Origin of the sequence: Streptomyces sp. NPDC050560, from assembly GCF_044457285.1 — a bacterium.
Classification (GTDB): domain Bacteria; phylum Actinomycetota; class Actinomycetes; order Streptomycetales; family Streptomycetaceae; genus Streptomyces.
On record NZ_JBITGT010000027.1, the window covers coordinates 35,581 to 48,284 of the forward strand.

General features: G+C 74.5%; 10 protein-coding genes. 3 read left to right on the forward strand and 7 right to left on the reverse strand.

The genetic code is table 11. From position 1 onward, the window contains the following. Positions 1–41 precede the first annotated feature (41 nt). The gene (locus tag ACIBIW_RS36100) at positions 42–1,499 is read left to right on the forward strand and encodes a condensation domain-containing protein (protein ID WP_399342666.1); all 1,458 of its coding nucleotides are present in this window, start codon (positions 42–44) and stop codon (positions 1,497–1,499) included. Here the strand turns inward: ACIBIW_RS36100 and ACIBIW_RS36105 are convergent. Next, a complete protein-coding gene (locus tag ACIBIW_RS36105) occupies positions 1,393–2,865 on the reverse strand; it encodes an MFS transporter (protein WP_399342668.1) in 1,473 nt (490 codons plus the stop codon). The two genes, ACIBIW_RS36100 and ACIBIW_RS36105, sit on opposite strands and share 107 nt — an antisense overlap. An 11-nt stretch (positions 2,866–2,876) precedes the next feature. Next, a complete protein-coding gene (locus ACIBIW_RS36110) occupies positions 2,877–3,716 on the reverse strand; it encodes an SDR family oxidoreductase (RefSeq protein WP_399342669.1) in 840 nt (279 codons plus the stop codon). A 63-nt stretch (positions 3,717–3,779) separates the two neighbouring features. Here ACIBIW_RS36110 and ACIBIW_RS36115 point away from each other — a divergent pair, with 63 nt between their 5' ends. After that, positions 3,780–4,178 carry a MerR family transcriptional regulator gene (locus ACIBIW_RS36115; RefSeq protein ID WP_399342671.1) on the forward strand — a complete coding sequence of 133 codons (399 nt, stop codon included), beginning with the start codon at positions 3,780–3,782 and terminating at the stop codon, positions 4,176–4,178. Positions 4,179–4,212: 34 nt separating this feature from the next. Here ACIBIW_RS36115 and ACIBIW_RS36120 read toward each other — a convergent pair whose 3' ends face one another. The 5 genes from ACIBIW_RS36120 to ACIBIW_RS36140 all read right to left on the reverse strand — a co-directional run bounded on the left by ACIBIW_RS36120 (position 4,213) and on the right by ACIBIW_RS36140 (position 11,551). Continuing rightward, on the reverse strand, positions 4,213–7,350 hold the full coding sequence (locus tag ACIBIW_RS36120) for an AfsR/SARP family transcriptional regulator (protein ID WP_399342673.1): 3,138 nt from the start codon (positions 7,348–7,350) through the stop codon (positions 4,213–4,215). 11 nt (positions 7,351–7,361) lie between these two features. Beyond that, a complete protein-coding gene (locus ACIBIW_RS36125) occupies positions 7,362–8,090 on the reverse strand; it encodes an aspartate/glutamate racemase family protein (protein WP_399342674.1) in 729 nt (242 codons plus the stop codon). A 73-nt stretch (positions 8,091–8,163) separates the two neighbouring features. Beyond that, the gene (locus ACIBIW_RS36130; RefSeq protein ID WP_399342676.1) at positions 8,164–8,904 is read right to left on the reverse strand and encodes a PAS domain-containing protein; all 741 of its coding nucleotides are present in this window, start codon (positions 8,902–8,904) and stop codon (positions 8,164–8,166) included. Positions 8,905–9,521: 617 nt separating this feature from the next. Next, a complete protein-coding gene (locus ACIBIW_RS36135) occupies positions 9,522–10,700 on the reverse strand; it encodes an amidohydrolase family protein (RefSeq protein ID WP_399342677.1) in 1,179 nt (392 codons plus the stop codon). Between the two features lie 80 nt (positions 10,701–10,780). Next, complete coding sequence (locus tag ACIBIW_RS36140) at positions 10,781–11,551, reverse strand: SAM-dependent methyltransferase (protein WP_399342679.1); 771 nt, start codon at positions 11,549–11,551, stop codon at positions 10,781–10,783. A gap of 272 nt (positions 11,552–11,823) precedes the next feature. On the opposite strand from ACIBIW_RS36140, the gene ACIBIW_RS36145 reads away from it, so the two are divergent. Continuing rightward, on the forward strand, positions 11,824–12,576 hold the full coding sequence (locus ACIBIW_RS36145) for an NUDIX domain-containing protein (RefSeq protein WP_399342681.1): 753 nt from the start codon (positions 11,824–11,826) through the stop codon (positions 12,574–12,576). Positions 12,577–12,704: the final 128 nt, after the last annotated feature.

Here is a 12,704-nt window from a genome sequence, read left to right on the forward strand (position 1 = left end):
CCACGACGGCCGCCCCGCGGCGGCGAGAGGGAGCAGGGAGCATGACCGACTCCGGTACGTCCAGGGCCTTCGACGAGCGGATCGCCTTCGAGCGGAGGCTGCTGGCGCGGGCCGCGGCGGGCAGGAAGGCCGCGCGCGAGCGCCCCGACACCATCCCCGCCAGCTTCGGGCAGGAGCGCATGTGGCTGTCGGACTGGCTCGACCCGTCGGCGTCCACGGAGACCACGGTCTTCGTCATCGGGCTGCGCGGCGCCCTCGACGTCGCGGCGCTCAGGGGCGCCGTCACCGACCTGACGCACCGGCACGAGGTGCTGCGCACCGTCGTGGAACCCGCGGGCGGCCGGCTCGTGCAGCGGGTGCTGCCCCCGGCGGACGTACCGCTGCCCGCGCTCGACCTGCCGCCGGGCGCCGACGCCCTGGACGCCTTCGCGCGCGGGCAACTGCTGCGCAAGTTCGACCTCGCCGCCGAGCCACCGGTGTCCTGGTCGCTGCTGCGCCGCGCCGCCGACGACCACCACCTGGTGCTGCGGATGCACCACATCGCCGCCGACGGCTGGTCGGAGGGCGTACTGAACCGCGACCTCTCGCTGCTCTACCGGGCCAGGGCCACCGGGAGCCGGGCCCCGCTGCCCGACATGCCCATCCAGTACGCGGACTTCGCGATCGGCCAGCACGAGCGGCAGTCGGGCGCGGCGCTCGAACGCGGCCTGTCCTACTGGCGGCGGCGCCTCGCGGGCGCGCCCGCGACCGTGGCCCTGCCGTTCGACCGGGAGCCGGGGGAGCACAGCTCCCTGGAGTCGGGCACCTCGCGCGCCGTGCTCCCGGGCGCCGCCGTCGACGCCCTGGAGGCGGTGGCCGCCGCCGAGGGCGCCTCCCGGTACATGGCGCTGCTCGCGGCCTTCGCGGTGACACTGTGGCGCGGCTCGGGCCAGCGGGACCTGGTGATCGGCTCCCCGGTGGCCGGGCGTGAGCTGCCCGAGACCGAGCAGCTTGTCGGCGTCCTGACCAACACCCTCCCGATGCTGGTACGTGTCGTCCCCGAGGAGTCCTTCAGGCACCTGCTGCGCCGGGTGCGGGAGCACACCCTCGACGACCTCGAACACGGCGAGGTCCCCTTCCAGCGCCTGGTCGACGCCGTCCGTCCGGCCAGGGTCACCGGCCGTCAGCCGCTGGTGCAGGTGATCCTGCAACTGGACAACACCGACTTCGCCGAGCCCGTCTTCGACGGCGTCGAGGTCTCCTACGAGCAGTTGTTCGCCGAGCGTGCGGCGCTCGACCTGACCGTGAGCCTCGGACGGCGCGGCGCCGACCACATCGCGGTCTGGAAGTACCGCTCCGCCCTCCTCGACGCGGCCACGGTGCACCGGCTCCAGACCCGCTACCTCGACGTCGTCACCAGCGTCGCCGAAAGCCCCGACGCCCCCCTGGGCCCCGGCCTCTTCCCCGGGGTCCCGCAGGACGCGACGGAGCCGGCCTCCCGGGGCCCGGGTACATCGTGAAGGCGCAGCAGGCGAGGAGGAAGACCGTGACCGCCGTGGCGCGGAGCGCACCCGTGTAGCCGTTCACCTCCGACGCGACGGACGGTCCACCGCCGCCCGAGATCCCGACGGCGATCGTGTTGACGGCCGCGGTGCCCATCGCGCCTCCGACCTGCTGGACCGTGTTCACCAGCGAAGCCCCGACACCGGCGGTCGAACCGTCGAGCCGCTGTGTCGCGAGGTTGATCGCGCTGCCCAGGGCGATCCCGATCCCCGCACCCGCCACGACCATGACGGGGAGAATCCTGGTGACATAGCCCGTCGTCCGGTCGAAGGCCCCCAGCCCGACCGCTGCCGCCAGGAGCACGAGACCGGCGGGCGCCGTGACCCGCGGTCCGAGACGCGGCAGCAGCACCGAGCCCGCCACTATCGACGACGTGACGATCGCGGCCACCATCGGCAGGAACGCCGCACCCGTCAGCAGCGGGCCGCTCCCGCGTGTCCGCTGGAAGTAGTAGGTGAGCACGAAGCTCAGCACGAACGAGCCCACGCCCCCCGCGAAGATGACCAGCAGCGAGGCGGCCCGTGTCCGGTCGCGGACGACCGTGACCGGAAGCAGCGGCTGTGGCGCCCGCCGCATGTGCAGGGCGAGCCACGCCAGGATGAGTGCGCCGGCTACGAGCGCGGCCAGGGTGACCGGCGCGTTCCACCCCTGCTCGGCGGCGTGGGAGAGGCCGAAGACGAGTCCGAAGAGACCGGCACAGACCAGTGCGGCGCCGGGCCAGTCGAGACGCGTCCTCCGGACCGTCGTACGGCCCGGCAGCCAACGGAGCGCCCCGGCCAGCGCGATGGCGGCGAAGACGACGTTGACGTACATGCACCACCGCCACCCCCAGGTGGCGGTCAGGACCCCGCCGAGCAGCAGACCCGCCGCGCCGCCCGCCCCGCCGACGGCGCCGAAGACGCCGAACGCCCGTCCCCTGTCGGCGGTTTCGTTGAACGACAGCGCCAGCAGCGCCAACGCGGACGGCGCCAGCAGTGCCGCGCACACGCCCTGTCCCGCCCTGGCGGCCACGAGCACGCCGAAGCCGGGTGCGGCGCCCCCGACGGCCGACGCGACCGCGAACCCGGCCACCCCCGTGACGAACACGCGCTTCGCGCCCAGCAGGTCGATCAGACGCCCGCCCAGCAGGAGCAGCGAGCCGAACGCGAGCGCGTAGGCCGTCACCACCCAGGGCCGCGCGGCATCGCCGAAGCCGAGGTCCCGCTGCGCCGACGGCAGGGCGATCGCCACGATCGAGTCGTCGACGATCGCCATCAGTTGGGCGATCGAGACGACGGCCAGCACCCGCCACCTGGCCCGCGTCGGCACTGCACCGACGCTCACGTCCGACCCGCTCATCGGAACAGACCGGCGTTGTCGCGGGCCCAGTCGGCGAAGCTCAGGGCGGGCCGCCCGGTGAGCCGCCGCACCTCGTCGGTGACCGGCTCGGGACGGGCGGTGAACCCCTCCCACGCGTCGAGCATCAGGTCCGGGATGCCGTACTCGGACCCCGCCCGGGCGCGGTCCAGCTCCTCCCACCGAAGGGGCCTGCCGATCGCCGCACCGATGATGTCCACTTGGGCCCGCTGGGTGACGCGTTCGGGTCCGCTGATCACGTAGTGGCGCCCCTGGTGGCCGTCGTGCAGCAGCGCCTCGACGGCCACGGCGGCGATGTCGGCCTCATGGATCAGCGGCCTGGCGAGCCGTCCGAAGGGCCACCGCACGACGCCGTCCCGCCTGATCTGCGGTGCCCACTGGCGGGCGTTCGCCGCGAAGCCGGTGGGCCGCAGCACCGTCCACTCCCGGACGTGCCCGGCCACCGCGTCCTCGACGACGGCCCAGAAGGTGTGCCTGTCGTTCTCCACGCCCTGTGAGGAGAGGCAGACGACGCGGCGCGCGTGCGCCCCGAGCCGGGCCGCGACCGGTGCGACCTTGCGGCGTGCCTCCTGCGCACTGTCGAAGAACGGCCACATCAGGAAGACCGCGTCCACGCCCTCCAGCGCCGGTGTCAGCGTCGCGGGCTCGGCCAGATCCACCGCCCGCGTCTCGACCGTCCTGCTGGACGGAAGCGCTCCGGGGCGGCGGGTCGCCGCCCGCACGCTCGCCCCCGCCAGCTCCAGTTGACGGCAGACCTGCCCGCCGACCCGGCCGGAAGCCCCGGTCACCAACACCTTCGGTCGCTCACGTGTGCTCATGCCGCCATCCCTATGCCTTCAACCATGGTTGAAGGCAAGTGCCACCGCCGCTAAGATGATCATGTGGATTGGCATGAGAGCGGACTCACGGTCGGCGAACTGGCCGAGCGCATGCAGGTGGCCCCCTCGGCGGTGCGCTGGTACGACGACCACGGCCTCCTCTCCAGCGAGCGGACCAGCGCGAACCACCGCCGCTTCTTCGCGGACGCCTGCTGCCGCATCGCCATGATCCGCGCCGCTCAGCGCGTCGGCCTCACCGTCGCCGAGATCCGTACGGCACTGGAGGCCCTGCCTCCCGGCAAGGTGCCCACCCAGCGCGACTGGAGCCGGCTCGCGGAGCATCTGCGGTCCGTCGTCGGCCGACGCATCGACGACCTGTTCCGGCTGATGGAGGAGCTGACACCCGCCGAGGAGCCCCGCAGCGGACAGCCCGCCCCTTCACCGGGAAGCACGCCGAGCTGACCCGCCGCCGCCACCCTGATCCGAACGAAAGACCCTAGACGCCCCCCGTACCCGCCCCGCCGCGGTACGCGGGTGCGGGCGCACGGTCCTCCGCGAGGCCGAGCTGCCGCAGCAGCGCGCGGGCCTCCTCTTCGCACATCGCCGCGGCCGCCTCCTCGCCACCGGCCTCGTGCAGGGCGCCGAGGGCCAGCAGCGACCTGGCCCGCAGCGCCTGGTTGCCGACCGACTCGGCCAGCGCGATCCCCGAGTGCAGCAGCCCGGCCGCCTCCGCCGCCCTGCCCTGGCCCTGCCGCAGCACGCCCATCCCGTACGCGATACGCGCCTCGCCCCCCAGGTCGCGGCGGCGGCGCACGATCTCCAGGGCTCGTTCGAGCGCCCGCTCGGCGTCCTCGTACTCCCCCTGGTCCAGCAGGACCATGCCCCGGCACAGCAGCGCCCGGGACACGAAGCGCCGCGCGCCCGCGTCCGCGCAGACCGCGAGCGCGCCGTCGAGGAGCGCGCCCGCGTCCTCCGGCCGCCCCTCCGCGCGCGCCGCCCTGGCCATGCCGATCATGACGTGCGCCTCGGCGGCCCGGTCGCCGACCGCCCGGCACTCCGCCAGCGCCTCCCGGTACAGCTCACGCGCCGCGTCCCGGTCACCGCCCGCCGCCCTGACGACGGCGGTGGCGCGCAGCGCGAGGGCCCGGCCGTGCCGCTCCCCGAGCGCCTCGAAGCCGCTCAGCGCCCGCTGGAGCAGCGACCCGGCCTCCGCGTAGTGCTGCGTGGCGATGTTGAGCGCCCCGAGGGAGTACAGCAGGGCGGCCTCGCCGCGCCGGTTGCCGACCCGGCGCACGGCGCCCAGCGCCTCGGTGTGCGTGATCAGCCACTCGTCGTAGTAGCAGCGGCTCTCGAACAGCGTCACCGCGGTCACCGCCAGGTCCCAGGCGACCTCGTCGGCCCCGGTGCGGGCCGCCTCCCGTACCGCCCACACGACGTTGGCGCGCTCGCCGTCGAGCCAGCGCAGCGGCTCGCGCTCCAGCAGCGCGGGGACCAGCGGCGGTTCGCGGCGGCGGGCCGCGGCGCCGTGCAGCAGCGCGTGGTCGCCGCCGTGGTCGGCGCGGTGGCAGCGCGCCGCGAGGGCGAGGAACACCTCAAGCAGCTCGTGCCTGGCCCGGCAGACCTCGTCGGCAGGCTCCTCGGCACCGGCCCGCTCCCTGGCGAACGCCCGCACCAGGTCGGGCACGCGGTAGCGGCGGGAGTCGTGCCCGGTGCCGGGGGCCGCCTCCACGAGATGGGCGTCCGCCAGCTCGTCGAGCGCCGCCTCCCAGCCCCCTGCGCCCCGCCCGAGCAGCGCGGGCGCCACCCAGGGGGCGAACGCCGGGATGTCGACGGCGCCGAGGCGGCGCAGCAGCCGCCGCGCGCCGGGGGAGAGCCCGCGGTAGGCCACGGCCAGTGTGGTGCGCACCGCGGCGCCGCCGTGGGCCAGCTCGGAGAGCCGCCGCCGCTCGTCGCCCAGCCTGCGCACCATCTCCTCAAGCCGCAGGCCGGGGTGGGTCGCGAGCCGCAGTCCGACGGCCCTGAGGGCGAGCGGCAGCCCGTCGCAGAGCTGCGCGATCAGGTGCGCGGCCCGCCACTCGGCCGCGACCCTGGACTGTCCGACGATCCTGCCCAGCAGCTCCACCGACGCCTCGCTGTCGAAGCGGCCGACCTCAAGCAGGGCCGTCCCCGGCGAGCCGCGCCCCGAGCGCCTGGTGAGCAGGACCGCGCAGCGCCCGCTGCGGGGCAGGACGTCCTGTGGCGAGACGCCGGGGGGCACGTTGTCGACGACGATGAGCACACGCCGCCGCGCCACGAGGCCGCGCAGCAGCTCCACCCGCCCGTCCAGGGACTCCGGGATGTCGGCCGTGTCGACGCGCAGGTCACGCAGCAGGCGCCGGAGCAGCCCGCGCGGCGTCATCGGCCTGAGCGCCTGCTCCTGCATGTCCGCGTAGAGCAGCCCGTGGGGATACGACGGCCTCAGCAGATGGGCGGCGTGGACGGCCAGGGCGCTCTTCCCCGAGCCGCCCTGCCCGTGCAGGACCACCACGGGCACCTCGCCGTCCGCGGGGCGGCGGCCGGGGCCGAGCCGCCGCCCGAGCTGTTCGAGCAGCCCCGCCCGCCCCACGAAGTCCGTGACCGGCTCGGGGAACGCGCCCTGCGGTGCGGTCGGGGCGGGCTCCGGGGGTACGTCCTGCCCCGCGCCGGGCTCCCCGGTGACGGGCTTCTCCGGATCGGGTTCCCATACGTCGGGTTCCCGTGCCGCTACGTCGGGTTCCCGTGCCGCGGCTTCGGGCGCGTCGGGCTCCCCGGCGGCGGGGGCGGGCGGCGCCCAGTCCCCGGTGTCGCCGCACAGGATGTCGTACTCCAGCTTGCGCAGGGGGGCGCCAGGCTCCACCCCGAGTTCCCCGATGAGGCGGCGCCTGGTCGCCCGGTACACCGCCAGCGCCTCGGCCTGCCGCTGCGACAGGTAGAGCGCCTGCATCAGCAGCCCCTGGAGGGCTTCGCGCAGCGGGTGCGCCCTGGCCGCCTCCATCAGCTCGCCGACGACCTCGGCGTGCCGCCCACGCCGTATCTCCAGGCGCAGGCAGAGTTCGTGCGCGGCCAGCCTGGCCTCACGGAGCGAACCGGCCCAGCAGTCGAGCGCCGAGCTGCCCTCGATCCCGGCGAGCGCACCGCCGCGCCACATGGCGAGCCCGTCGCGCAGCCTGGCCACCGCGGGGCCGAGCGCGCCCCGCGCGGCGAGTTCCCGCGCCGCGGCCACCCGCTCCTGGAAGGCCGCGCTGTCCAGCCGCCCCGGCGGGATCTCAAGGCGGTACCCGGACGGCTCGGTGAAGATCGCGCCCGCGTCCTGCTGGGTCCCGAGGGCCTTGCGCAGCCGGGAGATGACGATCTGGATCTGGCACAGCGCCGTGGACGGCGGCTTCTGCCAGGTCGCCTCGATCAGCCGCGCGGTGGAGACCACGTGCCCTGCCTCCATGAGCAGCACGGCGAGCACCCGCCGCTGTCTGACCCCGCCCAGCGGGACGGCCCGCTCCCCGTGGAAGCACTCCACGGGGCCGAGCACCTGGTAGCGCGTGCCGTGCGGCCCGTCCCCCGCAGGGCCCGGCGCCGTGTGCCCCGCGCGCCCGCCGGGCCGCGCCGCGTCCGCATCCACCGGGTACTCCTCTATTCGGCGAGCAGGGTCTTGAGCTGTGCGGCCAGGGTGCACAGGGGGTCGACGGCCCGCACGGCGCCGCCCCGCGCCCGCAGCCTGCGGGTCAGCAGATGGATCTCGGTGCAGCCGACGACGAACCCGGTGCAGCCCTCCTCCTCGACCGCCCGCAGCAGCCGGGAGAGGAGCGCGTCGGTCGCGGGCTCCCGCTTCAGGCGGTAGATCAGCTCGTGGAGTTCCCGCTGCCGCCCGGGCCCCGGCAGCACCACCCGGTCGGCCACCTCGGGCCAGCGGCCTGCCCGTTCGAAGATGCGGGCGTTCCTGGTGCCGAGGGTGGCGACGAGCAGCAGTCGCTCGTCGCCGCCCGCCGTCGCCAGGTCGTCGAGGGCCAGGTCGACCAGCGACACCAGCCGGGCACGGGTCGCGGCAGGCAGCCGGGCGAGGAAGTGGTGGGCGGTGACGCAGGTGACGACGACCCGGGTGGCGCCGAGGCCGACGAGCCCGTCGAGCCGCAGCCGCAGCCGCCGCGCGAACTCCTCCTCACGACCGGCGAGTATCGCCTCGGTGCGGTCGGGGAAGCCGGGATCGGAGTCGATCAGGAAGCGCGGCAGATCCTGCTCGGCGAAAGGACCCGTGCGCTCGGCGGCGACCTCGTAGAGGGTGTTCAGGAAGCCGGTCGAGGCGAGCGGACCCATCCCGCCCAGTATGCCCAGCACGCCGTCGGCGCCCCCCGTAGTCGTCATGCAGCACAGTAAAGCCATGCACGGCTAGGGTTATTGCTAGTCGGATATGCCCTGACTGCTCCCCCGGCGTCCCTCAGGACTGCCACTCGGCCCGGGCTTCCGCGGCGGCCTCGTCGCGGGCGCGGCCGGCCGGCTGGCAGTCGGGGCGTATGTAGTCGGGAAGGACCCTCGGCGGCCAACTGCCGATGCTGAACATGCCCATCGAGTACGCCTTCGCCGCGAGGGCCGTGCGGTTGGGCACCTTGAACGACCGCAGCAGATAGCTCACGTGGTACTCGACGCCCTGGCGGCTGAGGAAGAGCTTCGCGGCGAGCCGTACGGTCGGGTCGCCCGCCGCCACGCCCTCAAGCACCTTCGCGGTGATGGGCGCCAGCTTCCACTGCGGCCCGACGAGCCCCTGGTGGCCCTCGGCCGCCTGCCCCGGTGTGAACTGCACCAGGACCATCTCGATCTCGCCGTTGTCGCCCTCCACCGGAACCGCCGTCAACTGGCCGAAGACCGTGCTGTCGTGGAACCACATGGCGACGGACCGGCTCGCCAGCCGCGTCTCGTGCCCGTCGAGCAGCCGGTCGAACTGGCGCAGTACGTACTGGCGCACGCTGGGGTGCAGAAACTCGGCGAAGTCGCGTTCGCAGATGTCGTCGTGCCGGCGGCCGCACTGGTCGCGGAAGGCGCTGTTGACGGACCGTACCCGCAGCGCCGGGTCGAGAGTCGCGAGGCCGATGTCCGAGCACTCGAAGAGCGAGAGCAGGACGTCGCCGTAATCATCCCCGCGAATTCGGGAATCGGAGAACGGCACATCGGTGTCACGCATTTCTTTTATGCTCGGAATGATGAATTTTCCCCCGGTCTGCTGTCGCACCTTGCCCCCCGTGTCGAATTCCGTATGGATCATAAAATCCACACCTTGTATCTTCGTGGCACTTATCGGCAGACGGTCGGCAGCATATGCAGAGGAAACCTCGCGGTGCAATGTTCCCGTTACATTCGCGCGGCAAGACTGTGGTCGCCGCCGCGGTGGTTCGGAGCGTGGCCCGCCACGCCGCCCGCGGGGCGCGCTGCGTGGCGCACTGGTGCACCGCCCGTGACCCGCGGGCCTCGGGGGGCGTAGGAGAATGCCTGGTCAGGGCCGCGCCGGTGAAGCTACTGGCGCGTAACCCGTTCGGGCGCCCCCATCGGGCACCGAAGCGAGGCGGCCCGCCCGCGCCCCCGCGCGGCGGCGCGCGGCAGGACCGTAAATGGCGCTCGCGCCGCCGCCGAGGTCGATCTTCCGCTCCCCGGTCGCCGCGCACGATCGCCGGTCGGCGGTTTGCGGCGCCTTTTCCATCGCTGGAATACCGGCGTCCCCTTCCCCCGGCCGCCGTAATCCCGGATAACGCCTCGTTTCCCGGTGTGCACGCCGCGGCCGGGTGCCGCTTTCCCCTGCGGCCGTTACGCGGCCGGGTCCCGGCGCCGCCCTGCCGCGAACACCGTGTGGACCCTGCCCAGGTCGGCCAGGTCCGCGAGGGGGTCGCCCGCCACCAGGAGCAGGTCGGCGCGGAGCCCGGGGGCGATACGGCCGGTCTCGCGGGCGATGTTCAGGGCCGCGGCGGCGTGCGTGGTGGCCATGTCGAGGACCGCGGCGTGGGACATGCCGAGTTCCGCGTAGAACGGCAGGGCGCCCGCGAGGCCGTCGAAGCCGGTGCGCTGGACGCCCGCGTCGGTGCCCGCGATCAGCCTGACCCCGGCCTCCGCCATCGTGCGGACGTTGGCGGTCATGGCGGCGGCCCGCTCCTCGCCGAAGACCTGCGGCAGCATCCGCCAGTGCGGGCTGACGGTGGGGCACACCGCGATGCCGCGCTCGACGATGCGGGCCAGCACATCGGGTCTGACGTCGAAGCCGCCCGCGGTCATCCACGTGCAGTGCTCCAGGGTGTCCACGCCCGCGTCGACGGCCGCCGCGATGCCCTCGGTGCCGTGCGCGTGCGCCGCCACCGGCACCCCGGCGCCGTGCGCCTCCGCCACCAGGACCGCCAGCTCCTCCGCGCTGAACTGGCTCTGCCAGGTCCGCGGGCCGTCCTTCGTGAGGCCGCCGCCGGTCGCCATCACCTTGATCACCTCGGCGCCCGCGGCGAGGTTGCGGTGCACGAGCGCCCTGGCCTCGCCCGGACCGCTTATCTCACCGCCGAGGAAGTGGCAGTGCCCCCCGGGCACCGTCGCGGGGACGCCCGCGGCGACGATACGGGGCCCGGACGTGGCGCCCGCCGCGGTCTCCCTGGCCAGCCGCAGCGCCAGCCTGCCCCGGTCGCCGAGGTCGCGCGCGGTGGTCACCCCGCTGTCGAGCAGCCGCCCCGCGCGCTCGCGCATCGCCGTGAACAGCGCGGTGTCGTCGGTGGCGCGCAGCGTGCCCAGCGGGTCGGGGCCGCCGTGGAAGACCAGGTGCACATGCGCGTCGATGAGGCCGGGCAGCACCGTCCCCGCGAAGTCGAGCCGGGGCGCGCCCCCGGGCACCCGCCGCTCGACCTCGTCCCGGGGCCCGACCGCGGCGATCGAGGCGCCCTCGACCAGGACCGCGCCGTCCCGCAGATAGACACCGGAGTCGACCAGCACACGGTCGGCGGTGATCAGCATGTTGCCCTCCTAGGGCCTGGTCCTTCATTCCCCCGTCAGCGCCCTTTGCATCCCCGGCGGGCGTTACCGGTACGCACCTTTTACCGGGGAACGCGCGCCACTGCCGCGTAGATCCCGGATACCTCCTGTTCCGGCGCGGGGGTGTCGCGATACCAGCGCGGCGCGGGCACGAGCCCGGGCGCGACGAGTTCGAGGCCGGTGAAGAAGCGCATGACCTCGTCGGCGCCCCGCATCTGGGAGTGGATGCGGGAGGTGTAGTCGTCGGCGGGCCCGTGGAAGTCGAAGGTGCCGTGCGAGAACACCAGGTAGCTGCCCGGCGGCAGCGCCCCGACCAGGGTGGCGGTCAGGCCGTACGGGTCCTGGTCGTCCGTCAGGAAGTGCATCAGCGCGATGAGCGACAGCGCGACCGGGCGGGTGAAGTCGAGCACGTCGCGGGCCCGGTCGAGGATGGTCGCGGGCTCGCGCACATCGGCCTCGAAGTAGTCCGTCGTCCCGCCCGGCCTGCTGACCAGGAGGGACTCCGCGTGCCGCAGCACGATCGGGTCGTTGTCCGTGTACACGACGCGCGCGGTCGGCACGATGTGCTGCACGATCCGGTGCAGGTTCGGCTCGGTCGGGATGCCGGAGCCTATGTCGAGGTACTGGTCGATCCCGTGGGACGCGAGCCAGGTCACGGCGCGCTGCATGAAGGCGCGGTTGTGCCGGGCGCCCTGGGCCACCTCGGGGGGCAGCCGCTGCGCCGTCTCCCTGTCGACGGGGTAGTGGTCCTTGCCGCCGAGCAGGTAGTCGTACACGCGGGCCGGGTGCGGGTGCCCGGTGTCGAGCCTGGAGTGCGGGCCTTGGGGGGTCATGTGCGGCTCCGATGCGGTAGCGGCGTGTGCTGGTCAGGCACGTGCGCAGCGGCGGGCCGCGGCGGCCGGGCCGGGGCGCGGGGGCCGCGCGCCCGGCTCATCTCACCACATCGCATGGCCCGTTGGTGCCGTCTCAGGACATAGTCACACCCTGCGGGGTGAGCTTTCGTACGCGCTTCGCGTCGCACCGGCCGGGTACGGGTCGCACCGGCGGGTGACCGGAGGAAACCGCTCCTGGAGTGGCCCGTACGCCCGCCAGGAAGACTCTGGGCATGGGATGGACACGGACGGCGAGTGAGGTACTGCACCGGGGGCGCTTCCTGAACCTGCGCCAGGACTCCGTACGGCTGCCGGACGGCAGCCCGGGCACCTACGAGCATGTCGACGTCGCCGACAACGTCCGCGTGGTGGCGCTCGACGGCGCCGGGCGCGTGCTGCTCGTCGAGGACGACTTCTACCTCCAGGGCCGCAGGGTGCCGCACCTGCCGGGCGGGGGCGGCGAGGGCCAGCCGCCCGCGGTGGCCGCCGCCCGCGAGCTGGAGGAGGAGACCGGGCTCGTCCCCGGCGAGCTGCGGCAGATCGGGGTGATCGACCCGCTGCCCGCCACCACGGCCGCCCGCACCTTCCTCTTCCTCGCCACCGGGCTGCGTACCGGGGTGATGTGCAGGGACGCCGCCGAGTGCGGCATGACGATGCGCTGGCTGCCGCTGTCCGCGGCGGTGGCGGAGGTACGGGCGGGACGGATCACGGAGGGCGGCAGCGTGGCGGCACTGCTCCTCGTCGGCACCGCAGCCCCTGCGGGGGCCGCCGGGATGACGGCACCGGGCGGGTCTTCCTGCACCGCGGCACCCGCGGCACCCGCGGCACCCGCGGGCCCGGCCGCGCCGGGGGAGTCCTGCGGCCCGCCGCCCGCGCGGCCCCCGGGCCCCGGCGACCCGGGCCCGCCACCGCTGTACGCCCCGGCCGCCGCGCCCGTCGCCACCACCGCCCCCTTCACGACCGCGCCTGCGGCCGACACGGGCTGAGCCGACCTCGCGCGCTCAACGGGGGCGGCGCGCTCCACGCGCGCGGGGGGTGCGTGCTCCACGCACGCGAGCGGCGCTATGCGACGGGGGCACCCGCGGCACCCCGGTGTGCGCCCGCTTCCACGCGC